Source organism: Hoskinsella mucinilytica (assembly GCF_045223415.1).
GTDB classification, from domain to species: domain Bacteria; phylum Bacillota_I; class Bacilli_A; order Erysipelotrichales; family Erysipelotrichaceae; genus Hoskinsella; species Hoskinsella mucinilytica.
Map to the genome: position 1 here is coordinate 1 of NZ_JBEQZJ010000048.1, position 26,771 is coordinate 26,771.

The window sequence follows — 26,771 nt, forward strand, 5'->3', positions numbered from 1 at the left end:
TTCCTGTGCATTCCCTATCACAAAATGACGCATAATATGATATAATGACCCGGTGTTGAAAGGAAGGTAAAAAAATGGAAACAATGAAGAAATTCGTTCGTTATTATAAACCGTACAAAACGGTATTTTTTCTGGATATGCTATGTGCATTGATCATCAGTGTGATCGATTTAGCATTTCCTCAGATTTTGAATTATTTAAACAATACATTTTACATACAGCCAAAAGAAATGATCCTGAATAGCCTTTGGATATTAGGTGTTGGTTTATTATTCATGTATATCATTCGAGCATTATGTCGATATTATGTTACCGCACAAGGACATATCATGGGTGCCAAAATGGAAAGTGATATGCGACAAGATTTATTCGATCAGTTTGAGCGACTCTCCTTTTCCTATTATGATCGAAACAATACAGGAGAAATGATGAGCAAGCTTGTATCCGATTTATTTGATATCTCTGAATTTGCACATCATGGACCTGAAAATGTATTTATCTCTCTATTGAAGATTTTAGGTTCCTTTATTCTTTTGCTTTATATCCATGTACCGTTGACACTTATTTTAATTGGTGTGACGATCCTTATGCTGGTATTCAGTTTATTACAAAATAAAAAAATGCAAGCAACCTTCATGGATAACAGAAAGAAAATTGCCGGCGTCAATGCCAGTTTACAGGATTCTCTTGCCGGAATTCGTGTGGTCAAATCCTTTGCGAATGAGGACATCGAACGTGATAAGTTCTCTCATAGCAATCAATTATTCTTACAATCAAAAACCAATAATTACTATCGAATGGGATTATTCCATGCAGGCAATAACTTTTTCCAGGGTATGTTATATGCTACCATATTAGTTGCCGGAGGGTATTTTATCGCAAATGGTTCCTTGGATCCTATCTCCCTTGCAACTTACGCTTTATATATCAACATCTTCGTTGCGCCAATTGAAGTGTTAGTAGAATTTACCGAGATGTTTCAAAAAGGATTCTCCGGTTTCAAACGCTTTTTAGAGGTTATAGAAACAAAACCTGATATCGTGGATTCACCAAATGCCACTCCTATCAAAGAAGTAGAAGGTGTCATTGATTATGAAGATGTATGCTTTAGTTATAGTGATGATGAAACCGTATTGGATCATATCAATTTTCATATTGACGCAGGTAAATCAATCGCATTGGTAGGTCCAAGTGGTGGTGGGAAAACAACCATTTGTTCCTTACTTCCAAGATTTTATGATGTAAATAGCGGCAGTATTAAAATTGATGGAAAAGATGTCAGAGGGCTTTCTTTAGATAGTTTAAGGAAAGCGATTGGTATCGTACAACAAGATGTCTATCTATTCACAGGAAGCATCAAAGAAAATATCGCCTATGGTAAACCAGGGGCTCATGATGATGAAATCATAGAAGCTGCGAAAAAAGCCAATATTCATGATTTTATCATATCACTTCCGGATGGTTATGATACCTATGTAGGGGAGCGTGGAACTCGCTTAAGTGGTGGTCAAAAACAAAGAATTTCCATCGCACGAGTCTTTCTGAAAGACCCTAAGATTTTGATTTTAGATGAAGCAACCAGTGCCTTAGATAATGAAAGTGAACGTCATATCCAAAAGAGTTTGGAAGAGTTGGCTAAGAATCGAACAAGCATTACCATTGCACATCGTTTATCTACCATCCGAAATGCTGATGAAATCATCGTTATTAGCGAAAACGGTATGGAAGAGCGTGGAAGTCATGAAGCCTTAATGGAAAAGAATGGTGTCTATGCTAAGTATTATAATTTACAATTTGATGGTTTGGATTTTGATGAACAAACCAAAGAAATCATACATCGCAAATAAAAACTACCAAATCGGTAGTTTTTTTCTGATTTAGCTTTTCGCATCTTCTTCATTGACCTGTTGATGCTCCACCATCATGCTCCATTCCTTCATTTGATCTAAATCTTCTTTATCATGAACGATGATTTCCAATAACAACATCTCCTTCCCTGAAAGATATTGGACCGCAATACTGTAATAATCTTCTATTTCCTGTATGAATCCCTTTGCATGATAACGAAGATTTTCAATATCATAGGCTTCATCACAAAGGAAGCTTTCCGCAAACGTCGCATCCTCTTCAAATTCATAGGCATTGGCACGGATCATCCATTTCCAAGCCTCATCATTTTTTTGATAAGGTGCCATAAAATGAAGAGTCTGTGTTTTTTCATCATAACCTTGTTCACTACATCCATCTACCAAAATACGCCAATTGCCAAAAGGATAATGAACCATCTGTCTTCGATAACCGATATCCAAATGATCTTCCATTTCTATTCCATGTTGAATCAATACTTCCCGATCGATCGCTTCACATAATTCATGGTAAGCTTTCATTGGTAATGGCAATGTATGATCTTTTTCATATGCTGCTTCTATATAATCTATGATTTTATTTGCTATGGAATCACTGTATTCATTCATGCTACTATAAGTGAAATAGCATTCTTTCCATAATAGAGATAAGGCGCAACTACGATAATAGGTTGCTTTGAAATCAAGATCATTCCAAATAAAGAAACGTTCAGCCAATGATTCTATGTCTAAGTTTGTAAAATCCTCAATAGAGATATACCCCATAGGCGTAACAACATATCCTTCTTTTCCGATTGGTTGATAGTAATCCATCGGCCAACTGATACAAAGATTTTTCATATCTCCATGATGCTCACCAACATATCCTGCAATATCTTTTAACCATTGATAAAAATATCGATATTTTAGATTTTCAAAATCACGTTCCTCATAGTATCTTGTTGGATCACCAACTTCAAAAGAAATCGGACTATTCTTTATGATCTCATCAAAAAAGGTACAGACAAAAGCATGAAAACCGGGACCTGCTACATTTGTTTGCGCAACAATACTAACAAAACAACCCTCATAACTGCATTCGATATAACCTTCAGGGCAAATATCCATCATCAATGTCATATCATAATCTTCAATATGTACCTTGCTTTGTTCACAAACCGATTTTAAATATTCACTAAAGACCTCACGATCCTTTTCTTTTTCTAATGTACCTTCTAAAACCACTTCAATTGACATATATGTTCCTCCTCTAAAAAGGGACTGTTATTCAGTCCCTTACTCTACTGCTAATACTCGATAAACCTCTTTCGGATTGCCTTCCTGTGTATATGCTTTTTTATAATCAATGCTTGCATCATAATCATAGTCATATATCCGAATGACCGTCACCGTCATACTTGTTTTCAATTTTTCTACAGGTACCTTTGTTTCTGCATAAGTTACCTTTAAATCTATCTCATACCCTTCTACAGGTTGTTGAAGATACATGAATCCTTGCGCTTCCTTTGTTGAAATAACTTGTACATCGCTTACTTCAGGCAAGCTTTTCTTATTGTATTCATTTACAATCGTAGGATAGTTTCCATAATAATAGGAAGTAGCATATTCTTCAAAAGCACCGATATATGGGGTTGGTATAAAAGCCAGTCCACCCATATCACTTTGACTTTTTTTATTGGATAACGTGAAGAAATCATAAGCAAAGCTGACGGCAACCTGTCGTGCCTCCTCTTCCAAATCCTGATTTTCTAAAGCCGCACTAAGTTTGTTATATGCTTTGATTTGTGCCTCAGTAGGATTTAATGGTTCCACGTACTGATCATTTGCCACCATTGCTGTTTTTGTTTCATTTGTCTCATTCTCCGTCTTTTTGTCCTGATCTGATGCGGAATCATTCGAACATGCGGACATTGTAAATGTCATCATAAGCAGTGACAATACCATCATGCTTTTTCTAAACAATTTCATCCTATACCTCCAAATACCTTTAAAACTTCATTTGTTTAACGTAATCAACGATACCTTCACGATACAATCCGCCACCTTGGCTGATTTCTTTGTTTCCTCCACCTTTTAGATGGTATTCTTCGGCTATCTTGTCAAAGACCTCTTTCACATCAAAATCAATTTCCGGGTGGCTTGCGACTACAACTTGAACATTATCGTAGATCTTCGCAATAAACACAACTGCTTTTTTATCTTCTTTTGTGACATACTGTGCAAGACTTGCCAATGATTTTTGATCGATATCATCAAAGAATTCCACAATCACACGTTCTTCTCTTGTCGCCAGTTCTCGAGCAAGCATTTTATCATATTTCTGTTTCCATACAACCAAATCACGATTCAATTGTTTCACTTCATTCAACAAACGATTCACACCTGTATTGACATAAATATGGCTTACCGCAAGCTGTGTACTTGCTTCATCCAATACCTTATAACGTTTCTTCATACCATCTAGCATTTGATCTCCAACCGTATAACGGATCTTATATCCTTTTGTTGTTTTTTCAAATCCGGTAATGAATAGCATTTGCAAATAACGAAGACTTGGAACATGCATACACCCACATAAGTTATAATCCAATGCACCGATCTTAACGACACGAATATCATCATCCATATGAGGAATCAATTCTTCCTTAGATACAAATTGTTGCGCCTCATTATAACTTGGATATGTTGCTGTCACATCCAGATCATCACGAATTAGACCATTGCATAACACCTCTAATTCAAAGGCTTTTTTATCATCGAATTCTTTTAAGTCAAATTCAATATCATTTTCTTCATCACCGACATGATGAGCCAATGTTTTTACCTTATATACATTACCAAGCACTGCACTGATCAAATGTTGTGCGGTATGCACCTGACATTTACGAAAACGCTCATGCAGGTTCACGCTCATAAATACATTACCCTCTAATTTGGTATCCAATAGATGCCATAATTCTCCATCTTCAGATTTTAAAGCCTCTACATAATGATTATCGATCATACCGATATCACTCTGCATGCCTCCACTTTCCTTAAAGAAAATCGTTTCTTTAAAGGCATGCCAATACATACCGTTTTCTTCTTTTACCTTTGTTACGACAGTACCAAGCTCTGTCTTAAAACAATTATCATAAAGTTTATTGAACATAATCACGCTTCCTTTCCAAATTTTATTTTCTTTTATTTTACCACATTTTACGTCTGTTTACATAGTAAACTCATTAATTAATATGTGAAATCATGTTATTTCATGCTCTTTTCATCTATAACAAAATCATGTATAATGATATACGAGTTTAGTCAGGAGGAAGCATATGAATCAGGTAGCAGACAATTGGAAGGATTATGAGTGTATTGATGCAGGGAATGGAGAAAAATTAGAAAGATGGAAGGATGTTATCCTACGTCGTCCTGATCCACAGGTAATCTGGCCAATGGAAAAGGAAGACCAAGTTTGGAAAACACCGCATGCTCATTATCATAGAAGTAAAAGCGGTGGCGGTAATTGGGAATATAAAAAGAAATTCAAAGATAGCTGGACGATTCAATATCGTGAGCTTTGTTTCAAAGTATCTCCTACTGGCTTTAAACATACAGGCTTATTCCCTGAACAAGCCGCTAATTGGGACTTCATGATGAAAAAAATAACGGAAGCTGATAGAGAAATTCGAGTGTTAAATCTATTTGCTTATACCGGAGGCGCAACCATGGCTTGCGCAAGTGCCGGAGCAAGTGAAGTGGTTCATGTAGATGCTAGTAAAGGAATGGTCAATTGGGCCAAAGATAATATGACACTATCCCATTTACAGGATAAAAAAATCAGATTCATCGTAGATGATGTATTGAAGTTTGTACAACGTGAAAAAAGAAGAGGTAGAACCTACCATGCCATCATCATGGATCCTCCAAGCTATGGACGTGGTCCAAATGGCGAAATATGGAAGATTGAAGAACAACTATATCCACTGGTAAATGCATGTATGGATATTCTTGATGAGAACCCATTGTTCTTTCTTATCAATTCTTATACCACAGGATTTCCTGCTTCCGTCTTATATAATTTGATCAACGCAACCATCCTACGAAAACATCCAAATGGATATATTGAGGCTGGTGAAATCGGATTGCCTATCACGAGAAGCCATACCACCCTACCATGTGGGATCTATGGAAGATGGGTTCAAAAATAAATAACTACGCAGGTATTTCTACCTGCTTTTATTTTGTTTATTCCTCACTCAATGCTTCTACATTAAAGATAGTTCAGATACCTCTTTGTCATACCCGGATGTTATTCTAATGCTCATGTTTTTAATCTCATGTTATAATCCAGTGTAAATGCCATTTACGATTCTTGCATGTGGGTTTCCTTCATCATCAACACTAGTTTACTAGATGTTTGAATAAGGTTTTCTAAGTTCTTGAAGCTTCCTAGTTTTTATCTCAACTGCGGAAACAAAAGAAAAAAATAGGCACGTTCATGTGCCTATGATTCTCTTATGATACTCATCATATTTGTTGCTGAATATAGGAAACGATTTGTTCGATGATCTCCACACGATTAAATGGTGTGATCAAATAATATCCATCTATGATATCTTTGATATGATCTACGATAGCACAAGATATCTTTACTGCCAATGCACTGGCCTCTTGGCGGTTTTTCCCTTCATACAGTTGAATAATTTCATCATCCACGTCAATACCTGAAATTTCATTGTTCATATAAACGGCATTGCGATGGGAAACGATTGGAATGATACCTCCGAAGATCTTACCTTTTAATTCTTGTTTTGCGTATAAAAGGTTATCTAACGCTTGTTTGGAAAGAACTGGCTGTGTCATAAAAGCACTTACTCCTTGTGCTTCCTTATGTTTGGCTTTTTCCAATTCCGCTTTAAAATTAGTAGCATTCACATTCAAAGCTGCACAAATCAAAAAAGGTTGGGCAAAGGTTGTTTGATTCAGATCATGAATAAAGCCTGCCAATAGCTGTGAATTAAAGTTAAAGACCCCTTTGATTTGTTTACGATCCTCGGCGGGTATGGGATCTCCGGTTACTACCAGCACATTATGCACACCCTCAATGGATAACCCATATAACAAAGCTTTGGTTGCATTGATGTTACGATCTCGACAGGTCATATGTGGGATAACGTTCATATGAAGCTCTCGATGTAGCTTACTGGCCAGTAAACTACTATCCGCACGTGCACGAGCTACAGGACAATCAGCAATCGTAATGGCATCTACACCGGCAGCTTTCAAATATTGGGCATTTTCCATAAATTTAGTGATATCGCAATTACTAGGTGGGTCAAATTCTACCGCAATGATTTTTTCTCCACGTTTGATTTTTTGATGGAAGGCATCCTCATCTTTTCCTGCTATCCCTTGATCAATGTTGGGGGATTTCTGTAATTCTTTGATCTCTTGATTTTCTTCTAATGCTTTTTTGATTGCTTTGATATACTCCGGTGTAGTACCGCAACATCCTCCGATGATGGTAGCTCCATGCCCTACGATTTGTTTCATCTCATCGGCATAATAACTACGATTATCTCTGAAAAATGTTCGATTATGTAAAATGGTAGGATATCCGGAATTCGGCATGATACTGATGCGATGCTTTTTCACTGATGATCCCTGTAAGATACGATCAAGATGCATCGGTCCACAAATACAGTTCATACCGATCGCATCGACATCTACGCACGCATCCATGCTCTGTAGCAGTTTTTCACCACTGATTCCTTGTCGTGTATAGCCATCAGCACTAAGAGCAAAACTGGTTATGATATAACTATCAGGACATTTCTTTTTGATATAGGAACAAAGATGTTTTAGTTCATCATCATTATAAAAGGTTTCAAACAGGAAGTTTTTTGCACCTAAGGATAGAAAAATATCTACAATTTCTTGATATTGATCAAACAAGGAGCGATCCTTTTGTTGTGCCAAAGGACCGATATCTGCGAATACTTCTCCATGAAATTCATCACTTACCTCTTTTGCCAAGAGATATCCCTGTTGAAGGATTGTATGAATTTCTTGTGTAGAAACATCTAAATTTTGATCATTAGCGGAAAACGTATTCGTCTTGATGGCATGACAACCAGCTTCAAAATATTGTTGATGAATTTTTTTCACACGGTCTGGATGGTAGATATTGGCGAGCTCACATGGTGCATCATCTTCATAGATGGACGCATAATAAGTTCCAAAAGCTCCATCAAATAAATAATATCCTTGTTTCTGTATGATATCCTCTAACATTGAAATACCTCCTTGGCAATATCAGCACTTTGCTTCGCATCCTTTGCATAATAATCAGCATGAATACTAGCTGCATATTCCGCACTGACAACAGCTCCTCCTACCATGACCTTACATGGATGTCCACTATCATGAAGGGCTTGTATGGTAGCTTCCATAGAAGCCAAAGTTGTAGTCATCAATGCACTTAAACCAATTAAATATACATCTTCTTTTATCGCTGTTTCTACAACTGTTTCTACAGCGACATCCTTTCCAAGATCAATGACCGTAAATCCATAATTTTCTAACACGACCTTCACGATATTCTTTCCGATATCATGAACATCTCCCTTAACGGTCGCTAAAATGATCTTTCCTTTTGATATACTAGCCTCACCACTTCCTCGCATAGCATTTTTGATTTCTTCAAACGCTCCTTGACTTGCGGTAGCTGCATTGATCAAACCAGGCAAATAAATTTCTTTCTTTTCATATCGATTTCCTACGATATCCAATGCCGGAATCAGTTGTTCATTGACGATGGTCAAGGCATCCATGGTTTCTAATGCCACTTTGGTTAATTGCCTCGTTTCTTCTTTCAATCCCTTACAAATAGCGTCGATCAATGTAATATCCTGATTCACTGTCGGTGTTTGCTGTTTTGGCATATCCGCATAAGCCTCTACATAATCCATACAGTCTACATCATAGCCTGCCAATACTCGATAGCTTCGTATCGCATCCATCATTACTTTTTGATTAGGATTGATGATCGGCATGGTTAGTCCTGCGGATAAAGCCATTGTAAGGAAATGCTGATTTAAAATACTTCGTTGTGGTAAACCAAAGGAAATATTACTTACACCAAGCACCGTTTGAACGCCTAGTTCATCTCGTATGGCACGTAACGTTTTTAAGGTTTCCATCGCACCACTTTGTTGCGCTGACACCGTCAAAGTCAAACAGTCTAACAAGACTCGTTGTTTTTCGATACCATAAGATGCTGCCTTGTCCACGATTCGTTTGCCTATCAAAAGACGTTGTTCACAAGTTTCAGGAATTCCATGCTCATCCAATGTTAATCCGATCACATTGGCTCCATACTTTTTGATCAATGGTAAAATCGTTTCCATACTTTTTTGTTCACCGTTACAAGAATTAACGATCGGAATTCCATTATAAATACGCAAAGCTGCTTCGATTACTTCAGGATCTGTTGAATCAATCTGTAATGGTACATCAATTACGGTTTGAAGCTCTTGAATGACTCGTACCATCATTTCTTTCTCTTGAATACCAGGTAATCCTACATTCACATCCAAAATATCAGCACCTGCTTCAACCTCTTCCATTGCAATCGCAAGAATGCCATCTAGGTTATTGCTTAATAGAGCCTCTTTCATCCTCTTGTTTCCTGTCGGATTGATACGCTCCCCGATCACATGAATATCGTTTAAGGCCTTGCAACATATTGGACTACATACATATCCTGTATCGTTATTTGATGAACTCACAGTACCGATACATACCTGTGCTTTTAACGCTTCGATAAAATCCGGTGTCGTACCACAACACCCTCCGATATAGCGAATTGGTAATTCCTCATATTGCTTCATCTCTTTCGCAAAGCTTTGTGCATCCAATCCATATTGATTACTGATCGGATCTGGTAAGCCTGCATTGGCCTTAATGATCAAAGGAAGATTTACTACGTTAGCCAAACGCTTCGCTATGGGAAAGATTTCTTGAGGACCAAGGGAACAATTGATACCGACAGCATCCACTCCTAGGCGTTGTGCTGTGATAGCGAAGCTTTCTACACTACATCCGGTAAAGGTTCTGCCATCACTTTCAAAACTCATGGTCACAAAAATAGGTAAACTACTATGTTCTTTCGCCGCAAGAATGGCTGCTTTGATTTCCATTAAATCACTCATGGTCTCAAAAACAACAAGATCTGCGCCTGCTTCTTCTCCTGCGACAATTTGTTCACGATAAATATCATAAGCTTCTTCAAAACTCAAATAGCCATTGGGTTCTAGTAGTTCTCCGATTGGTCCGATATCCAAAGCGACACGTGCTTGATCACCTACTGCCTGTTTCGCTAAGGAGATCGCCTTATGAATGATGTCCTTTACTTCATATCCACTATGTTCTAGCTTTTTTCGATTTGCGCCAAACGTATTGGCATAAATGATTTCACTGCCATGTTCCATGTAACTTTTATGAATATCGACGATGATTTGCTCATGTGTCATCATAAACACCTCAGGTGATTCCCCAGGTGCCAAACCATTTGCCTGTAGTTGGGTACCCATTGCCCCATCTAGATAGATTAATTTATTTGTTTCCACAGCTCATTCCTCCCTTTCTCAACACACAGGTTTCTTTTAAATCACAATGTTCACAACCGGTGATACGTTTTGGTTGTCTTTGATTCGATATGCCAATGATTGCCGTAACTGATTTTAATGGGATCAATAAGGAAGATTCATTGACAAATACACCTATTTTTCGTTTGGTATCCAAAGCTTCACAAAACTTTTTCTGTACCGAAATATCAAAATCTCCATAGCCACATGAGAATCGATCACTTAAATAGCGTTTTTTAACAAGATAGGATCGTCTTAGCTCTTCTTGAAATGCATCTGCCAATGCCTCAATACCTGCATTACATACGGCATCAAACACCAACATCGCTCCCATATCCTTAATCGATAAACGTTTGGTTTCTACATCAACCGCTGTACCTAATGTCAATGCCATACATATCGCTTGATCACACGTTTTTAATAGCGTATGAATATCCTTTCCGATAAGAGGAATGCCTAAAATGCTATCTCTATCCACGATATCTGTAATTTGATATACGATTTTAGGCTTTGCGAGTTGTTCTAATGTCGTTATTGCTTGTCTGATTTGTTGGTCCAATAAATCATCTGCTGTTTGACAACCAAGATAATGCAATACCTCCTGATAGGATACCTTGGGTAATGTTCGTTCCATATACATGTCCTTTCTATCAAAAAAAGCTTCCATCATAGGACGAAAGCTTCGTGTTACCACCTAATTTTGTTTCAACCTCACAGTTGAAACCTCTGCGGGTATATATCAATACCCTTGCCTGTAACGTGGCATCACGTTATGATCTAATTTATTCGATCACAAGACTCCAAGGCCATCTTCCATAAATCTAGCATGATTTCCTTTCACCGTTTTGGAAACTCTCTGTACATGCATTGCCTATGTACTCTTCTCTTCACTGTCTTTAATTTTTCTTATTTTACCATGTGCCAATATATCCGTCAATCATTGTTACAATATTTTTCAGAAAATACTGAAAACAGATACATAAAGCATATAAATCATTTTGCATGCTTTTTCCTTAACTCCTCGATCTGCTTCATACGCAATGTAACTTTTTGTTCACTTCCTTGTATCGTAGGTTGATAATAGACATGATCTTGTAAAGCCTCTGGTAAGCATTTCATATTGGTGATCTTATCTTCATAATCATGAGCATATTGATAGCCTTTTCCATAATCAAGCTCTTCCATCAATTTGGTAGGAGCATTACGAATGTGTAATGGTACCGGCTCTGCAATGCTTGTTAATGCATCTTGTTTGGCTGCTTCATAAGCAATATACAATGCATTTGATTTAGGTGCCAATGCACAATAGGTTACGGCATGTGTCAAATGAACGCTACATTCAGGCATTCCTAAATAATGACATGCCTGATAAGCAGCAATGCAGATTTCCAATGCTCTACTATCTGCCATCCCAATATCCTCACTTGCAAAACGTACGATCCTTCTTGCACAATATAATGGATCTTCACCGGCCTCCAGCATTCGTGCTAACCAATAAATAGATGCCTGTACATCGGAATTTCGCATACTTTTATGAAGTGCAGAAATGATATTATAATGTTCTTCGCCTTTTTTATCATACAATAAACTTTTTTGATTGATACATTGTTCTATGATATCCTTGGTTACATAAATTCCATCTTCCCTTTGATCACTATTCAATACGATCATTTCTAAGGTATTTAATGCGGTTCTTGCATCCCCATTAGAAAAACCTGCAATCATATACAACATATCTTCTTCCATATGAACATGATCTTCGCCAAATCCATGTTCATCCATTAGTGCATGATGAAGTAGCTCTACGATATCTTCTTTTGTTAATGGCTGTAGTACAAATACCTTACAACGAGATAATAACGCTCCATTTACCTCAAAGCTGGGATTTTCAGTTGTTGCGCCAATCAAAATGATACTTCCTTTTTCCACATAAGGTAGAAAAGCATCTTGTTGAGCTTTGTTGAAACGATGAATCTCATCAACAAATACAATGGTCTTTTCACCCAGTCTTCTGCCAACTTCAGCATCCTTCATCACTTCTTTGATTTCCTTTACACCACTGGTTACTGCCGAGAAATTAATGAATCTGGATTTTGTCTGATGGGCAATGATCATGGCTAATGTCGTTTTCCCCACTCCCGGTGGCCCCCAAAATATCATGGAGGAAACTCGATCAGCTTCTATCAATCGATATAATACCTTACCTTTTCCAATCAAATGTTTCTGTCCAACAAAGGTATCTAATGACATTGGGCGAAGTCTACTGGCTAAGGGAGCATTTCTCTCATCTTCAAATAAGGATTCCTGTTGCATCCTAACACCCTCTTTCCTCTCCATTATATCATGAAAAGAAGACACAAAGTGTCTTCCTTTTATCGTTTCCGTTTACTTCAAATAAGATGCCCATATCAAAAGTTCTCGCTCTGCGCTTTCTTTAGAATCACTTGCGTGAATAACATTATTCACTAGGCGCCATTCTTTTCCAGCTTGATCATAATCATCATGACTATATTTACCACGAATGGTATCAGGTGCAGCATCCTTCGGATTTGTTTTTCCTACCAAAGCACGAGAATAGGCAATGATATCTTCTTCTCCATCATAACTTACTAACATTGGTTGTATCGTATGTGGACCTTCATAGTAAAAGGAATTAAAAAGTTTTCCCGGGAAATCAAAATTTTTACTCATTTCATCGATGACACCTTGATAATGCTCCAATAAGGTTTTCATTACATCCATATCTACGATCAATTCTTTTGTTTTCTCAATGTGCAGACCATGTTCTTCTAAATCGTTCATAACATCCTTTGCATGCCCTGTGGCAAAAGCATCCGGTTTCAACATCATAAATGTACGTTGTTTCATATATCGATCACTCCTATTCGTTATTGTATCCTAGTTCATAGAAAAATAAAAGCCTTCTATCAAAGAAAGCTTAATTTTCCATAAATTCTCGAATCATTGGTAAGCGATTTTTGGTATCCTCATAACCCAAATCAAACCATCGTTGCAATAATTCTTTATCATGAGTATAACGTGTTACCCCATAATCTGCACTAGGTCGAAGCACAAGTGCATTTCCCTCTTTCTCTAAAGCTTGTACAATGCCCCACTGCTTTTGATAATTGATATGACGAATTTTTAAATTTTCTCGAATCTCTTTATTCCCAGGATACATCAAACGAGCAAGTTGAATTTGCCAACCTGCTGCTGGTTTTCGCACATAATTTTCTTCCTTGGTAGAAATAAATACATGTTTTTCCATTCCTTGACGAATGCTTTGTTCAATTGGGATCATATCCACCAAACCGGCATCCATATAAGTATGTCCTCGAAATTTTATTGGTCTTGTCAAAAGGAACAGAGAACAAGATGCTTTCATCAATAGCTGTTCATCTTTATCAAAATACTCTTTTGAAAAATACTCCACCTGATTGGTATCCATGTTATAAACACCAATATCTAGCTTTGTTGGATTTTTCATAAACGCATCATAATCTAAAGCCGCATGCTCTTCGATAAAACCACAAACATGCTTGATTCCGAAAAATCCACGCTCATGAATTAATGGGGATAACCCCATCGCTTTAGGATCACTGGCAGCATCTACACCTGAAATTCTCAAACGTTCTCTTTGTTTTGAAACAAATGGTAACAATACCTCAGCACCTGCACTGATTCCCGCTGTATAGGGAAACTCAATATGTTCATCTAAAAAACACTGAAGGACACCACAAGTATAAGCAGCTTTGGTTCCTCCACCTTCACAAATCAAACCTATTTTCTTACTCATTTTTACACACCTCATAGACTTCTATCATACTTTTGACGAAAAAGGTAAAGTGGAAATCAAATTTCCACCTCTCTTTTGTTGAAGATAAAGCTTATGGAATTACCATAAGCTTCTTACATCATTGGTGAAAATAAATTCAAGAACGCTCTCATAATTCTTACCGGTAGCTTCACTGCCTTGCACTCTTCTAACGTTACCTGATGACTCTTTTCTAGCATATCCAGATAATCCTGTTTCACATCCATAACGACCTTGCTCTTATAAAACCATACGCCACATTCATAATGAAGATAATAAGAACGATAATCCATATTGACCGTACCTACGATTGCCATTTTATCATCTACAACAAAGGTTTTACTATGTACAAATCCAGGAGTATATTCATAAATTTTAACACCTGCTTCGATCAAATGACGGTAATTGAATCGAGTTACTTCAAATACATACCATTTATCGGGAATATGTGGTGTTAAAATCCTTACATCTATACCATTTTTAGCCGCAAGACACAACGCTGTCTTTGTTTCGTTGTCAATTACAAGATAAGGCGTCGTTGCATAAACATACTTTGTAGCACTATTGATCATATTGATATGAGTATATTCGCCAACATTTTCTTCATCTGTCGGAGAATCACTATAAGGCTGAACATAGCCATCATCTAAACTTTCAAACTCATCAAAAGATGGTTTAAATTGGAATACATCATCCTTAATAGGTTCATCATAATCCCAAAACTGTAAGAACATTAAGGTAAGATTCCAAACAGCCTCTCCCTTGATCATGACACTGCAATCTTTCCAATGTCCGAAACGTTCTTTTTTATTGATATATTCATCTGCCAAATTGATACCGCCGGTCATACCGACCTTACCATCAATAACTAGGATCTTTCGATGATCCCTATTATTCATTTGCATCGCAAGTCGTGGTTTGATCGGATTGAATACCTTGGCTTTGATACCCAAACGATTTAAAATCTTATAATAATCGGGAGATAGGGTTGTAATACAACCTGCATCATCATAAAGCATACGAACCTCTACACCCTGCTTTACTTTTTCAATTAAAATATCCAGTATGGTATCCCACATAACACCGGGCGCAACGATAAAGTATTCAAGAAAAATAAACTTCTCCGCTTTTTTCAATTCCTCTGTCATTGCCTTAAACTTCTCTTCCCCAATTTTAAAGAACGTGGTTTCCGTATGACGATAAATGGGAAAGTATGCATTCTTCCAAATATAATTTGCCTGTTTATGCGCAATTGGATCTTCCGTTTCCAGTTCATCCATGATCTGTTGATTCTGCCAGATAATTTCTTGTACACTCTCCGCAGATTCCATATCACGCTTACGCAATTCTTTTGGTACCTTTTGTCCCCCAAACAAAAGATAGATCAAACCGCCAAATACAGGTAACGCCATGATCAACAATACCCAAGCAAGCTTATACGTCGGATTTTCATCCTTATTGATAATATATACGCTCATACAAAAACTCAAAGCAATCAATATGAAATAAATCCAGACGAAGTATTCACTCAATTGAAATACGATGCCAAAAAAGACAATAAGCTGAATCAAAATTAATACAGCAACAATAAATATTTTACTTCTAAGAACGGACAAAACCTTTTTCAAAACGGCCCCTCCTTTCTTCCTATGTGGTTCTTACCTTATTTTATTTATATAATTTACAACCATTTTGATAATACGCTCTACATTACTTTGGTCTAAGACCTTATCTTTCCCGGTACATGTACCCAATACATATAATCTACCTTCATCATCTAGTTCTCCACAACTGATGACCACTGCTTTATCGAAATGTGCCATTGCACTTTGAAACTGCATGTTCTCATCGATTTTTACAGCGTCAATTGCTTTTTTATTTGGATCGCTTTTGATGATTTCTTGTGCAAATTTTCTGTTCTGTGGTTTATACCCTAATTGAAGTGTGTTACCATTCGCAATACAATCTAAGTAAATGATATTTGGATTTTTTCCAGCTTCTTTGAACTCTTTCCCGGCGATTTCAGCACCTAGAAAACGTGATTTATTTTTATCTGTAAACAGGAATCCTACCTTTTTACGTTCATCCTTTGATAATCCTTCCGCAATTTCAAGTGCCGCAATCACAGATGCAGAATTTCTGTTATAATTTTTTGTATTTCGAATACCGTGTGTCATAAAATAAACCAAAAATATCAACAAAACAAACATAACAACAGACAGAATACTTGACATGATAGGATCCGTTACTAACTTACTACCGAAAAAAACGAATCCAAGAACAAATGCATATACTACAACAATAGGCACAAAGGTTGCGGCCATTGTTTTATTAGCAGTCTTCGTCCCATCAAATGGGAAATAAAATATTTTATGCCAGAATTTCTTCTCTGGAGTATCATATGGTACCACAATAACTGTTTTGGCAGTCTTCATATTGCCATAAAATATATCTTTTGCTTTGTTCAGCCACTTTCTTCCCTCGATCATTTTCATTTCATAACCAAATTCTGAAAAATCTTTTGTTAACTCATCAGTAAACTTACTTTTCTGTCTTGCAGAAAAACGAGTTCCTAATGTTTTGGTATATTTTTCGATACGATTATCGTTCATTATAGTTCCTCCTTCACGAATGTCTCTATTATACATGAAAATCAGGCAATTTTAAAGGTTTAACAAAAAAGTACCTGAGGGCGCAGGTACTATTGTGTTATTTCTATGATTTTTTCGAAAGGGTTGTTATATGCTTTAATATATACCAATGGTTTTCCACTTTTACTGGTAATCACACTGTCAACTCTTATAATAGGAGTATTCATTTTAATTTTCAGCAAATTAGCGAATTGAACTGGAACCAGCATTGCATTGAAACGCTGAATAACACGGCCATCTTGTAAATATGCATTTAAATCCAATAACTGTCTTAAATTATTTAATTCCGCTTCGCTGATACTGCTTCTGATAAAAAAGATTTCTTCCACACTGATTGGTTTTGAATTAAGGGTATTTAAACGCAACACGATCAGTGTCATCTCGTCTTTACTAATTTCAAGACGCTCTGGTATTTCTGGGCCTGCATCTTCAGCTTTTTTTACATTAAAATATAAAACATTAAACTCGCTAACATCTTCCTGTAATAGGGCAGATACAGGATTTTTCTTTACGAATTTTCTATCTGCTACAAATGTTCCTTTATTTTTATCTCTATAAAGAAAGCCTTCTTCTACAAGCTCATTTACTGCATTACGTACTGTCATACGGCTGGCATCAAATCTAACCGCCATTTCACGTTCGGAATCGATAGGCGAATTCGCAGGTTTATCTTCAATTTCTTGTAAAATCATCTCTTTGATCTTACGATAGATTGGAGTAGCCATATTTTCACCTTACCTTTCCTTATTTAGCGCATGAAACCGAATGACCTCCATGGTTTGATGTAATCAAGAAGCATAATTTCATCCTCTGGAATATGTCCGATTACATTTTTTCTACCATCATTTGGCATGTCTTTCAACACGATATGAAGTTCACCTTTATAACGAGAATATTCATCGTTTACGATAACAACATCTCCACGTTTTAAATCTCTTGTATTTTTAGGTGGAACACTTTCTTTGGCAAACGTCACACGTGGCATTGTGCTTCTTGCCATGTATTCACTCATATCACCACGAACAAAATGAGGATGCTCAAATAAGATTTTTTCTTCTGTAGGGTGAAGCTCTGCTTCATAATCAATCTTGAAAGTCAACAGACCTGGATCAATCTTAGACAATGTCTTTAATTCATCTTCTGTTGCATATGCATTAGCTATTATAACATCATCTACCAGTCTTGTGGCAAATAAATGTCTAGCTTGTACGTCAATTGGTAAATCACGGTGTATTTCCAAAGTACATAAGCCTTCGTTTACTGGCCAAGGTCCATAAGTTCCTTCAGCCTGTGAGCTAACGAATGCTGCTACTTTAATATTCAGATTTTTGATATCCTGACTACATTTTTCAAAGTGTTCATAACTGATTCCACTAAATCTTTGAGGATAGAAGTTATGACAAGTGATGATGTTGTCTAATTTTGGATAATGACTCATAATATTATCTAGATACTTTGTACCTAAACTTGCATTGATCTCGATTTTCAAATTTTCTTTGTTGTAACTCATTAAAGATTCTTTTAAAGAATCAAAGCCTTCGTCTAAACGAATGCCATCTGCGTGCATTTCCTTAAAGAAGGAAAGATCGTCGTATGAAACGCCTAATTTTTCAAATACAAAAGGTGCTACGTCAAGGATAACTTCCATGCCATAACTATGTGCGTGATCAATTAAATCACGAAACTCACTTAAAATTTCTTCACGTGGTTTATCTACACTCAGCAGACAAGTAAAAATTCTTTTGAATCCATATTTTGCTGCAAGTGTTACATATGCTTTGTCTTTTTCTAATGTTGAATGTTCTGGGTATAATGATATCCCTAATCTAGCCATGATAAGCCTCCTTTAGAGCACTATTCTTTTTCGTTTGTTTCTTGAATAGCTTCTACGTTTTCTTGAATTTCTTTTTTCTGATCAGTGATGTTTTTTTCGATAGCTCTCAATAACCTTGTAGCTTTCTTCTTAGCCCCACGGTTATAGAAAAATGACATAAGCTTGAAGTTAACGGATTTTGCTCCACTTGCTCCTTCAAAGCCTTCACTGTATGTCACACCGATATGTTCTTCATCTAATTGCTCTATTTCATAAGAGATATAATTCACACCGTTTTTACTTTCAAATTTAGCTGTATATTTTACAGGCGCATCAAAATCTGTAATAGTGACCTTAACAGAACCTTTACGGCCCGTTTTATTTTTCAAGGTTTTTGTATAAGAATAGCCTTTTTTTATTTGTTTTGGTCTTACATTTTTCCCAGTTGCCTGCGTGATGTCATACGCCAAAGAGGTTTCCAGTGTTCCCCAGAATTCCTCTGCTGTTACATATAATTTTTCACATACTTCCATTTGATTGTCTCCTTACTTTTTCTTTGCTGATTTCTTCAAGGGTTTTTGACTCCTTTTATCTTTATATACTAACATAAAACCACTCGCAACAACAAGTAGTCCAGCAAAACAAAGTGCAATTGTTGCAGATTCACTCACTTGTGAAGTAATCATGATAATACATCCTATACTAACTAAACATAAACCCCAGCGTGTCATAATATCACCTTTTCCTATTTTTATAATTCTATTGTACTACAATTTTTACTTTTCAGAAATCTGAAAATACATTACACTACCAATTTGTGTATCTTTGATTGTTTTTTTCGCAATTGCCATAGCATTTGCTAGATCTTCAGCATTCGTAGCAAAGCAAAGTTTGATTCCTGTCTTACCTTCATATTTGTAAGTAATACCGTCTACATTTGTTTTTTCCAATAGATCAATCAAAAATTCCTGATTTAATCCACAACTGATATAAAATTTCTTATCCATCTTGATTCTCCTTTATCTCTTTTCCTAACCTATTTTAAATGTTACTTCTTAATTTCTTTATATAAATCTACAAATTCCTGTGACAGGATCTTAAATGCTTCAGCACTCATCAGCTGATCCTCTGCATGTGTCAACAATAAAGTCATCGCTGTTGGCTCTCCACCTGCTTCTTGCTGAATTAGCTTAGCGTGGGCATGATGACCTTGCGTAAAACTTTCATTACCTTCTTCGATTTTTGCTGCCGCAACATCAAAGTTTCCTTCTTTTGCTTCCTGAATAGCTTCAATGAACAGACTTCTTGCCATTCCCACTGAAGATATAATTTCAAAACAAATCAATTCTAATCCTTCCATAAATAAGCACCTCCATAATATGCAATTAAGGAAGAAAGAACACGATCTTTCTTCCTTATTTAATTTTGTCTATATTGATTTTTATTCTTGGTTTGTATCCATACGGTTTGCAACCATAACGAATGGAATCCAGCATAGTGTAGCAACTACTAAGTTGATAGCAGCGATGACACCGGCCATGATATTACCACCTGTTGCAAGGATTGCATAGATTACTGGTGGAACTACCCAAGGAACTGTAATGAATACTGGTGGAATTAAGCCAGCTGCTGTTGCACCATAAGCGATCAATGCAAGGATAACTGGTGTAATCAACCAAGGAATGAAGTAGATTGGGTTCAATACGATTGGTAAACCAAAGATAACTGGTTCGTTGATGTTGAAGCATCCCATTGGGAAACTTAATTTAGCTACTGCTCTACTATCATCACGTTTAGAGAAGATGAAGATAGCAATCAATAATGCGATCGTACATCCTGAACCACCCATCCAAACATAAGCATCAAATGATCCACGAGTCCAAATAAACATTTTGTCAACGATATCACTTAAAGACTGTCCTGAAGCCATAGCTGCATTGTACATATCTGTGTTCTGATTTAACAATGGAATATAACCACCATCTAGAACTGGAGATAATACGTTTGGTCCGTGAAGACCGAAGAACCAGAATAACTGAACTGCAAATACGATGATAACGATTGTTAATAGACCCTGAGACAAGTTCTGGAATGGAGCCTGTACGAATTCCATGATAAGTTCTGGAAGACCATTTCCTGTAGCCATTGTACAAATCTGTTGAATAATTGCAGTTGCATAAATTGCAACAGTACCTGGAATGATAGCTGCGAATGCTTTAGATACAGCTGGTGGTACTTGTTCTGGCAATTTGATAGTAACTTTTTTGATCATCAATTTAGAGTAAATCATAACTGAAATCAAACCAGTGATCAATGCTGTAAATAGACCTTGTGCATTAGTCCATGCATATGGCAGGAATCCCCAACCACCTACACCATTCAATACAACAGCGTTATTTGCTGTATCTGCTACAACATCTAAGCCTAAGCCCTGAAGAACAGCCAATGAATCAGGTGTTACTCCTGGTAATGTGAAATTGAATGAAGCAGATTCTGCCAATACTGCGATAAATGCTGCAGTTGATACAAGACCACCTGCTAAAGGGTTTACATCATAAGATTTAGATAATGTATAACCAAATGAGAATGCAAATGCGATTGCAAGCATTGCAAGTGTTCCCCACCAAACGAAACCGTTGATTCCAATCAGCCAGCTGAATGTATCAGCGATGTGCAGATCAGGTAGATATGCGTTTGGTAAGTCACGGAAGAATACGTTCAATAATGTAGCGATTGCACCTGCCATAGTAACTGGCATGATTCCGATGAAACCATCACGAATTGCTACAAGATGTCTTTGAGAACCGATTTTTGCTGCGATAGGCACAAAATGTTTCTCCATCCATGCTGTGAATTTTTCCATTTTTTCTTTCTCCTCCTAAAAATGAAATATTTTTTTTACACTGTCCAACAAATTAGCCTATTTGTTGATTAGTGACAATGCCTGTTTCAAGACTTTCTCACCGTTCATTGTTCCATAAGATGCCATATCAATGACCTGAACAGGTTTTTCGTCTTTGACCAAGTCCTTCATCTTTTTCTCTAAGAAACGAACTTGAGGTCCTAACATAATAACGTCTGCCTTAGGTGCATTGGTAGGTGATTCTGCATCTCCCACTGCCCAGATATTAGCTTCGATGCCATCCTTAGCAGCAGCTTCCTGCATTTTCTTTACTAACATGCTAGTAGACATACCAGCAGAGCAAACAAGCAGTATATTAACCATGAGATGTCCTCCTTTCTGGTGGTCTATACCACCTCGGTACACACATATAATACACCGTCTTTTCAAATAATGCAAGCGTTTTCTTTATTTTTTTGTTATTTTTATGTGATTTGTATCCCACATTTTTTATAATTATGCTTAAAGCCCTTATTTTAAAGGGTTTTTAACACTTTTCTTTTTTTGTTATTTTTATATTTTTTTTGATATTTCTATCTAATTTTATGCTTTTTTAGTCATTTTTATGCGTTTTTTACCTAAAAAAAGTGGTATAAACCATGGTATTTTTTAAAGAAACCATCCTTTCTTTCTTCTTATTTTCACTTTATAGAAAAAGAAGATGATTTTACTCATCCTCTTCCTTAAATTGACTATTATATAGCTTCTCATAAAAACCTTTTTGTTCCATCAGGGACTCATGGGTCCCTTGTTCTACGATATCGCCGTTTTGGATGACCAAAATCAAATCAGCATTTCGAATGGTAGATAATCGATGTGCGATCACAAAGCTGGTTCTACCTTTCATCACTTTCTGCATGGCATCTTGAAGCATTCTTTCCAATCTGGTATCTACACTGCTGGTTGCTTCATCTAAAATCAAAATTGATGGATTTTTCAAAATTGCTCTTGCTATGGTCAATAACTGTTTCTCCCCTTGAGAAATATTATTGGCCTCTTCATTGATATAGGAATGATATCCATCCGGCAATGTTCTGATAAAATGATGAACATTTGCCATTTTAGCAGCTTCCACGATTTCATCATTTCTTGCATCCAGTCTACCATAACGGATATTGTCATAGATCGTTCCATGAAATAGCCAAGTATCCTGTAAAACCATACCAAACATGCTACGCAATTCTCCACGTTTCATATCTCGGATATCTACCCCATCGATCTTGATGCTTCCACCTTTCACATCATAGAAACGTAACAACAAATTGATCAAGGTTGTTTTCCCTGCACCTGTCGGTCCAACGATAGCAACCATCTGACCGCTTTTGACTTCAACATTCAGATCGTTCATCAAATTTTCTTCATTGTACCCGAATTTCACATGAGAAAAGCTTACATTACCTTTGACGGTATCTATACGCTCACATGGATTTTTTTCTGCTACTTCTTCTGTTTCATTCAACACTTCCATGATACGTCCCAATGCAGCAAACGCACTTTGAATTTGTGATGATAGATTACTTACTTGGGATAATGGATCATTTACCTGCCAGATATATCTGACAAATGCCTGTAAATTACCTACAGTAAGCTGACCATTTAATATTTTGATCGTTCCTACCACCGCAACGGTTCCTATCGTTACATAAGTAACAAAGGAATTCAATGGACCGATCGCACTGGAAACAAATTGAGCTTTACATGCATTTTTTCTAAGATTCTCATTGATCGTCTTAAATTTCTCAATACTTTCCTCTTGCTTGTTGTATAACAAGATTTCTGTATATCCTGTATACATTTCGGTAATGGTACCATTTAGATCCCCTAACACATCTTGTTGGGCACGAAATAGCTTTTGACTTCTTCTTACAACAAACTGTGTGATCAAAAGGGTAAAAGGAATGATCAAAAATGCAATCCATGCCATCATGATATTCGTTTTAAACATCATAAACAACGCCATCACGATCATCAACACGCCACTCAATACCTGAGTTACACTTTGTTGAAGAGCATTGGAAATCGCATCTATATCATTGGTGATACGACTTAAGACATCCCCATAATGATGATCATCAAAATAACGCACCGGTAATCTTCTGATCTTGCTCATCATGGCACTTCTCAAATCTCTCATAGCATTTTGTATCGCATTGGTCAGCCATATGGTACCCAAAGCCTGAGAAACGGTTTTTGCCATATAAAAACCAAATAAAATGACCATGGTCTTTAACACTTCGTTAAAATGAACCACCAAAGCACTGTCATTGGCGATGCTTGTATTTACATCATCCCATAGTTGGGTCGTGATTGCACCTTCATATCCCGGTGCTAATCCCAAAGAAACGGTTGTGATGATGATCATAAAAACGACGCCGAATAATTGCCATTTGTATGGAGCGATAAACGGCATCAGGCCTCTTACATCCTGTTTGAATTTCGATAATTTCTTATTCATGAGCAAGTTCCTCCTCACTTAATTGAGACAGGGCAATTTCATGATAGATTTCACAGTTTTTCAATAATTCTCTATGGGTTCCCATACCTACGACATTTCCCTCATTTAATACAATAATCTGATCTGCATCCATGATTGAGGAAATTCTTTGCGCAACTACCATAACGATAGATTCCTTTGTTTCTTTTTTCAATTCATGTCGTAAGAGTGCATCTGTTTTGAAATCTAAGGCACTGAAGGAATCATCAAAGATATAAATTTCCGGTTTTCTCACAATTGCTCTTGCGATAGATAGACGTTGTTTTTGTCCACCGGAAACATTGGTAGCTCCTTCTGTGATTTCTTCATCAAAGCCATGTTCCTTTTCCATAATAAAATCATATGCTTGGGCAACTTGCGCAGCATGTCTGATATCTTCCATGGTCGCATGTTCATTACCAAATCGGATATTATCCGCAATCGTACCGCTAAACAAGAACGCCTTTTGTGGAATGACACCGAGTTTGCTTCTTAGATTTTTGATATCATATTCTCTAATATCGATACCATCGATCAAGATAGCACCTTTGCTAACATCATAAAATCTAGGTATCAGATTTACCAACGTACTTTTTCCTGAGCCTGTACTTCCGATAAACGCAATGGTTTCTCCTTTTTTGGCTTCAAAACTAACATCTTTTAATACGGCTTCTTCTCCATCCGGATATACAAAGGTAACATGATCAAAGCGAATTGTTGTTTCATCCTTTGCTTGCTTGATTTCATTTGGCTGATTAACAAGTGGCATCGTATCAAATACAGCTTGAATTCGTTTGGCACTTACTTCCGCACGTGGATACATCATGAATACAGTACAAAACAGCATAATGCTAAACATCGCATGAAACAGATAATCCATGAAAGCAACCAATTGTCCTACTTGTAAGGATCCTGAAGCTATCAAATGTGCAGCTACCCAGAAAATACATAATCCGGCGATATTCATCAATAAGAAAAACACCGGTTGTGTTAAAGACATCAATTTAAACAGTTTTTTAGAGTATCCTGTAAAAGAAACATTTGTATCTTCAAAACGTTGTTGTTCGTAAGCATCATTATCAAATGCACGAATGACTCGGATCCCACTTAAATTTTCTCTTGAAATACGATTCATTCCATCTAAGGTAGATTGTTGATTCTCACTGATCGGTTTACTGTATTTCGCTACTCCATAGACCCCTAAGATAATAAAGGGTACTGTTGCCGCAATAATACCGGAAAGTGGTAAAGAAGCTCTCGCTGTCATAATAAAACTAAAAATAAACATCACAGGTGTCATCAATGCCGTTCTTAACAGTACATTGACAAACATCTGAATCTGAAATGCATCATTATTGGTTCTGGTGATCATTGAGCTGATACCAAATTGATTGAATTCATTTGAGGTAAATTTCTGTGCCTTTTCAAAAATATCATTTCTAATATCACGTGTTATATTGGTTGATATCTTAGCACAACAGTACCCTAAAAGAATCGTCATGGAAACGCCGATGATAGAGATCACCAAGATGATCAATCCCATTTGAATCAAATAACCTTCGTCGTTTCTGGCAACTCCCTCATCGATCATTTGTGCAATGATGGTAGGAATTCCCAGTTCCACCAACGCAAAGCCAAATACCGATATCACATTGATAAACACCAGCAACTTGTATTTCTTTAAATAATGCAGTATCAATCGCATATATCATCCCATCCTTTCTCTTGACATCTCGTGAAAGCTATCCTATCATAAACTATAAGGTTACCTTATAGTCAATAGGAGATTGTAATTTTATGAAAAAAGATAAGTATTTAACGGCTGGTGAATTTGCGAAGATCTGTGATATCCCAAAGCATGTGTTATTTCATTATGATGACATCGGCTTATTTCAACCGGAGCATAAAGGGGAAAATGGCTATCGCTATTATAGCTATCGTCAATATGATACGTTTGCCATCATTACCAATCTAAAGAAAATGGGTATGTCGTTACAGGATATCAAAGTTTATCTATCCAAACGTGATCCTCAACTATTCCTTTCCTTATTAAAGGATAAGTTTCAGGAAATCGATGATCTGATCGAGTATTTAAAGGGGATCTCTCACATGATGCAATGGATGGAAAATAGTACCAAGATGGCCCTTTCTCATATGGAGGATCCGATTTCCTTATGTACTTTACCCCAACAAATCTTGTTATGTAGCGATGATCTGGAAAATGCCAACAACAAATCTTTTGCTAATTTCATGCAAGAGTATATTCATTTTATTAAGGAAAATCATATTTATATGCAACAAAGTGTCGGTAATATGATCAAGGTTTCTTCCATTCAAAAGAAGGATTATTTGGATTTTTCTTATTTATATACGAATACAGATGCTCCTATCCCATCAAAAACCAGAATCAGAGCCGCAGGTGATTATGTATGTGGTTGGCATCATGGCTCTTATGATACGATTCATGAAACCTATGAACGTATGCTTTCTTATGCAATGAAACATGACATCATACTTGGAGAATTCGCTTATGAAGAATATTTAATCGCCGATATCGCCTCAAAGGATCGAAAGAGCTATGTAACCAGAATTTTAATAGAAAAAAAAAAGAGTTAGCATA

24 protein-coding genes and 1 other annotated feature are annotated in these 26,771 nt (G+C 36.7%); of the genes, 3 read left to right on the forward strand and 21 right to left on the reverse strand.

What is annotated here, in order from left to right; all coding sequences use genetic code 11:
• The first annotated feature begins 74 nt into the window (after positions 1-74).
• Positions 75-1,847, forward strand: a complete 1,773-nt coding sequence (locus UGRO018_RS15030) for an ABC transporter ATP-binding protein (protein ID WP_416327318.1) — start codon at positions 75-77, stop codon at positions 1,845-1,847.
• Positions 1,848-1,877: 30 nt separating this feature from the next.
• Here the strand turns inward: UGRO018_RS15030 and UGRO018_RS15035 are convergent, their stop codons facing one another.
• From UGRO018_RS15035 to UGRO018_RS15045, 3 genes are read right to left on the reverse strand one after another with little or no spacing between them, the layout of a single operon-like run.
• Positions 1,878-3,101, reverse strand: coding sequence for a hypothetical protein (locus tag UGRO018_RS15035; RefSeq protein WP_416327319.1), 1,224 nt, complete (start codon positions 3,099-3,101; stop codon positions 1,878-1,880).
• A gap of 39 nt (positions 3,102-3,140) precedes the next feature.
• Positions 3,141-3,833: a ferrichrome ABC transporter substrate-binding protein gene (locus tag UGRO018_RS15040; RefSeq protein WP_416327320.1), complete on the reverse strand. Its 693-nt coding sequence runs from the start codon at positions 3,831-3,833 to the stop codon at positions 3,141-3,143.
• A 19-nt stretch (positions 3,834-3,852) separates the two neighbouring features.
• Entirely contained in the window at positions 3,853-5,016 is a 1,164-nt protein-coding gene (locus UGRO018_RS15045) for an alanyl-tRNA editing protein (RefSeq protein ID WP_416327321.1), read from the reverse strand.
• A gap of 166 nt (positions 5,017-5,182) precedes the next feature.
• On the opposite strand from UGRO018_RS15045, the gene UGRO018_RS15050 reads away from it, so the two are divergent.
• A complete protein-coding gene (locus tag UGRO018_RS15050; protein ID WP_416327322.1) occupies positions 5,183-6,058 on the forward strand; it encodes a class I SAM-dependent methyltransferase in 876 nt (291 codons plus the stop codon).
• 319 nt (positions 6,059-6,377) lie between these two features.
• Here the strand turns inward: UGRO018_RS15050 and UGRO018_RS15055 are convergent, their stop codons facing one another.
• From UGRO018_RS15055 to UGRO018_RS15140, 18 genes are all read right to left on the reverse strand, one after another.
• Positions 6,378-8,144: a bifunctional homocysteine S-methyltransferase/methylenetetrahydrofolate reductase gene (locus UGRO018_RS15055; RefSeq protein WP_416327323.1), complete on the reverse strand. Its 1,767-nt coding sequence runs from the start codon at positions 8,142-8,144 to the stop codon at positions 6,378-6,380.
• Positions 8,138-10,480: a homocysteine S-methyltransferase family protein gene (locus UGRO018_RS15060; RefSeq protein ID WP_416327324.1), complete on the reverse strand. Its 2,343-nt coding sequence runs from the start codon at positions 10,478-10,480 to the stop codon at positions 8,138-8,140. The genes UGRO018_RS15055 and UGRO018_RS15060 overlap by 7 nt, the downstream gene beginning before the upstream one ends.
• Positions 10,467-11,132 carry a vitamin B12 dependent-methionine synthase activation domain-containing protein gene (locus tag UGRO018_RS15065; RefSeq protein WP_416327325.1) on the reverse strand — a complete coding sequence of 222 codons (666 nt, stop codon included), beginning with the start codon at positions 11,130-11,132 and terminating at the stop codon, positions 10,467-10,469. The genes UGRO018_RS15060 and UGRO018_RS15065 overlap by 14 nt, the downstream gene beginning before the upstream one ends.
• Before the next feature lie 32 nt (positions 11,133-11,164).
• Positions 11,165-11,398 (reverse strand) — a binding site (T-box leader).
• Between the two features lie 93 nt (positions 11,399-11,491).
• Positions 11,492-12,811: a replication-associated recombination protein A gene (locus tag UGRO018_RS15070; protein WP_416327326.1), complete on the reverse strand. Its 1,320-nt coding sequence runs from the start codon at positions 12,809-12,811 to the stop codon at positions 11,492-11,494.
• A 72-nt stretch (positions 12,812-12,883) separates the two neighbouring features.
• A complete protein-coding gene (locus UGRO018_RS15075; protein ID WP_416327327.1) occupies positions 12,884-13,366 on the reverse strand; it encodes a nucleoside-diphosphate kinase in 483 nt (160 codons plus the stop codon).
• Positions 13,367-13,436: 70 nt separating this feature from the next.
• Positions 13,437-14,294: a patatin-like phospholipase family protein gene (locus UGRO018_RS15080; RefSeq protein ID WP_416327328.1), complete on the reverse strand. Its 858-nt coding sequence runs from the start codon at positions 14,292-14,294 to the stop codon at positions 13,437-13,439.
• Between the two features lie 113 nt (positions 14,295-14,407).
• The gene (gene cls, locus UGRO018_RS15085) at positions 14,408-15,940 is read right to left on the reverse strand and encodes a cardiolipin synthase (protein ID WP_416327329.1); all 1,533 of its coding nucleotides are present in this window, start codon (positions 15,938-15,940) and stop codon (positions 14,408-14,410) included.
• 30 nt (positions 15,941-15,970) lie between these two features.
• Positions 15,971-16,924, reverse strand: coding sequence for a hypothetical protein (locus tag UGRO018_RS15090; protein WP_416327330.1), 954 nt, complete (start codon positions 16,922-16,924; stop codon positions 15,971-15,973).
• An 89-nt stretch (positions 16,925-17,013) separates the two neighbouring features.
• Positions 17,014-17,688: a GntR family transcriptional regulator gene (locus tag UGRO018_RS15095; RefSeq protein WP_416327331.1), complete on the reverse strand. Its 675-nt coding sequence runs from the start codon at positions 17,686-17,688 to the stop codon at positions 17,014-17,016.
• Between the two features lie 23 nt (positions 17,689-17,711).
• Entirely contained in the window at positions 17,712-18,797 is a 1,086-nt protein-coding gene (locus tag UGRO018_RS15100; RefSeq protein ID WP_416327332.1) for a DUF871 domain-containing protein, read from the reverse strand.
• Between the two features lie 20 nt (positions 18,798-18,817).
• Positions 18,818-19,309 (reverse strand): DUF3284 domain-containing protein, encoded by a 492-nt coding sequence (locus UGRO018_RS15105; protein ID WP_416327333.1) that lies wholly within the window; start codon positions 19,307-19,309, stop codon positions 18,818-18,820.
• A 12-nt stretch (positions 19,310-19,321) separates the two neighbouring features.
• Positions 19,322-19,462: a hypothetical protein gene (locus UGRO018_RS15110; RefSeq protein ID WP_416327334.1), complete on the reverse strand. Its 141-nt coding sequence runs from the start codon at positions 19,460-19,462 to the stop codon at positions 19,322-19,324.
• A 90-nt stretch (positions 19,463-19,552) separates the two neighbouring features.
• Positions 19,553-19,783, reverse strand: coding sequence for a hypothetical protein (locus UGRO018_RS15115; protein WP_416327335.1), 231 nt, complete (start codon positions 19,781-19,783; stop codon positions 19,553-19,555).
• 41 nt (positions 19,784-19,824) lie between these two features.
• Positions 19,825-20,136, reverse strand: coding sequence for a PTS lactose/cellobiose transporter subunit IIA (locus tag UGRO018_RS15120; protein ID WP_416327336.1), 312 nt, complete (start codon positions 20,134-20,136; stop codon positions 19,825-19,827).
• Between the two features lie 81 nt (positions 20,137-20,217).
• Entirely contained in the window at positions 20,218-21,639 is a 1,422-nt protein-coding gene (locus tag UGRO018_RS15125; protein ID WP_416327337.1) for a PTS sugar transporter subunit IIC, read from the reverse strand.
• Between the two features lie 57 nt (positions 21,640-21,696).
• The gene (locus tag UGRO018_RS15130; protein ID WP_416327338.1) at positions 21,697-22,002 is read right to left on the reverse strand and encodes a PTS sugar transporter subunit IIB; all 306 of its coding nucleotides are present in this window, start codon (positions 22,000-22,002) and stop codon (positions 21,697-21,699) included.
• A 343-nt stretch (positions 22,003-22,345) separates the two neighbouring features.
• Positions 22,346-24,133 (reverse strand): ABC transporter ATP-binding protein, encoded by a 1,788-nt coding sequence (locus UGRO018_RS15135; protein WP_416327339.1) that lies wholly within the window; start codon positions 24,131-24,133, stop codon positions 22,346-22,348.
• The gene (locus UGRO018_RS15140; RefSeq protein ID WP_416327340.1) at positions 24,126-25,856 is read right to left on the reverse strand and encodes an ABC transporter ATP-binding protein; all 1,731 of its coding nucleotides are present in this window, start codon (positions 25,854-25,856) and stop codon (positions 24,126-24,128) included. Before UGRO018_RS15140 ends, UGRO018_RS15135 begins: the two co-directional genes overlap by 8 nt.
• A gap of 92 nt (positions 25,857-25,948) precedes the next feature.
• Between UGRO018_RS15140 and UGRO018_RS15145 the strand changes: the two genes are divergently transcribed.
• Positions 25,949-26,767, forward strand: a complete 819-nt coding sequence (locus tag UGRO018_RS15145; protein WP_416327341.1) for a MerR family transcriptional regulator — start codon at positions 25,949-25,951, stop codon at positions 26,765-26,767.
• Positions 26,768-26,771: the final 4 nt, after the last annotated feature.

What these genes read in the sequence shown, in the direction of transcription:
- UGRO018_RS15030 (WP_416327318.1), top strand. Translation starts at nt 75, where the DNA reads ATGGAAACAATGAAGAAATTCGTTCGTTATTATAAACCGTACAAAACG.
- UGRO018_RS15035 (WP_416327319.1), bottom strand. Translation starts at nt 3,101, where the DNA reads ATGTCAATTGAAGTGGTTTTAGAAGGTACATTAGAAAAAGAAAAGGAT.
- UGRO018_RS15040 (WP_416327320.1), bottom strand. Translation starts at nt 3,833, where the DNA reads ATGAAATTGTTTAGAAAAAGCATGATGGTATTGTCACTGCTTATGATG.
- UGRO018_RS15045 (WP_416327321.1), bottom strand. Translation starts at nt 5,016, where the DNA reads ATGTTCAATAAACTTTATGATAATTGTTTTAAGACAGAGCTTGGTACT.
- UGRO018_RS15050 (WP_416327322.1), top strand. Translation starts at nt 5,183, where the DNA reads ATGAATCAGGTAGCAGACAATTGGAAGGATTATGAGTGTATTGATGCA.
- UGRO018_RS15055 (WP_416327323.1), bottom strand. Translation starts at nt 8,144, where the DNA reads ATGTTAGAGGATATCATACAGAAACAAGGATATTATTTATTTGATGGA.
- UGRO018_RS15065 (WP_416327325.1), bottom strand. Translation starts at nt 11,132, where the DNA reads ATGGAACGAACATTACCCAAGGTATCCTATCAGGAGGTATTGCATTAT.
- UGRO018_RS15070 (WP_416327326.1), bottom strand. Translation starts at nt 12,811, where the DNA reads ATGCAACAGGAATCCTTATTTGAAGATGAGAGAAATGCTCCCTTAGCC.
- UGRO018_RS15075 (WP_416327327.1), bottom strand. Translation starts at nt 13,366, where the DNA reads ATGAAACAACGTACATTTATGATGTTGAAACCGGATGCTTTTGCCACA.
- UGRO018_RS15080 (WP_416327328.1), bottom strand. Translation starts at nt 14,294, where the DNA reads ATGAGTAAGAAAATAGGTTTGATTTGTGAAGGTGGAGGAACCAAAGCT.
- UGRO018_RS15090 (WP_416327330.1), bottom strand. Translation starts at nt 16,924, where the DNA reads ATGAACGATAATCGTATCGAAAAATATACCAAAACATTAGGAACTCGT.
- UGRO018_RS15095 (WP_416327331.1), bottom strand. Translation starts at nt 17,688, where the DNA reads ATGGCTACTCCAATCTATCGTAAGATCAAAGAGATGATTTTACAAGAA.
- UGRO018_RS15100 (WP_416327332.1), bottom strand. Translation starts at nt 18,797, where the DNA reads ATGGCTAGATTAGGGATATCATTATACCCAGAACATTCAACATTAGAA.
- UGRO018_RS15105 (WP_416327333.1), bottom strand. Translation starts at nt 19,309, where the DNA reads ATGGAAGTATGTGAAAAATTATATGTAACAGCAGAGGAATTCTGGGGA.
- UGRO018_RS15110 (WP_416327334.1), bottom strand. Translation starts at nt 19,462, where the DNA reads ATGATTACTTCACAAGTGAGTGAATCTGCAACAATTGCACTTTGTTTT.
- UGRO018_RS15115 (WP_416327335.1), bottom strand. Translation starts at nt 19,783, where the DNA reads ATGGATAAGAAATTTTATATCAGTTGTGGATTAAATCAGGAATTTTTG.
- UGRO018_RS15120 (WP_416327336.1), bottom strand. Translation starts at nt 20,136, where the DNA reads ATGGAAGGATTAGAATTGATTTGTTTTGAAATTATATCTTCAGTGGGA.
- UGRO018_RS15125 (WP_416327337.1), bottom strand. Translation starts at nt 21,639, where the DNA reads ATGGAAAAATTCACAGCATGGATGGAGAAACATTTTGTGCCTATCGCA.
- UGRO018_RS15130 (WP_416327338.1), bottom strand. Translation starts at nt 22,002, where the DNA reads ATGGTTAATATACTGCTTGTTTGCTCTGCTGGTATGTCTACTAGCATG.
- UGRO018_RS15135 (WP_416327339.1), bottom strand. Translation starts at nt 24,133, where the DNA reads ATGAATAAGAAATTATCGAAATTCAAACAGGATGTAAGAGGCCTGATG.
- UGRO018_RS15140 (WP_416327340.1), bottom strand. Translation starts at nt 25,856, where the DNA reads ATGCGATTGATACTGCATTATTTAAAGAAATACAAGTTGCTGGTGTTT.
- UGRO018_RS15145 (WP_416327341.1), top strand. Translation starts at nt 25,949, where the DNA reads ATGAAAAAAGATAAGTATTTAACGGCTGGTGAATTTGCGAAGATCTGT.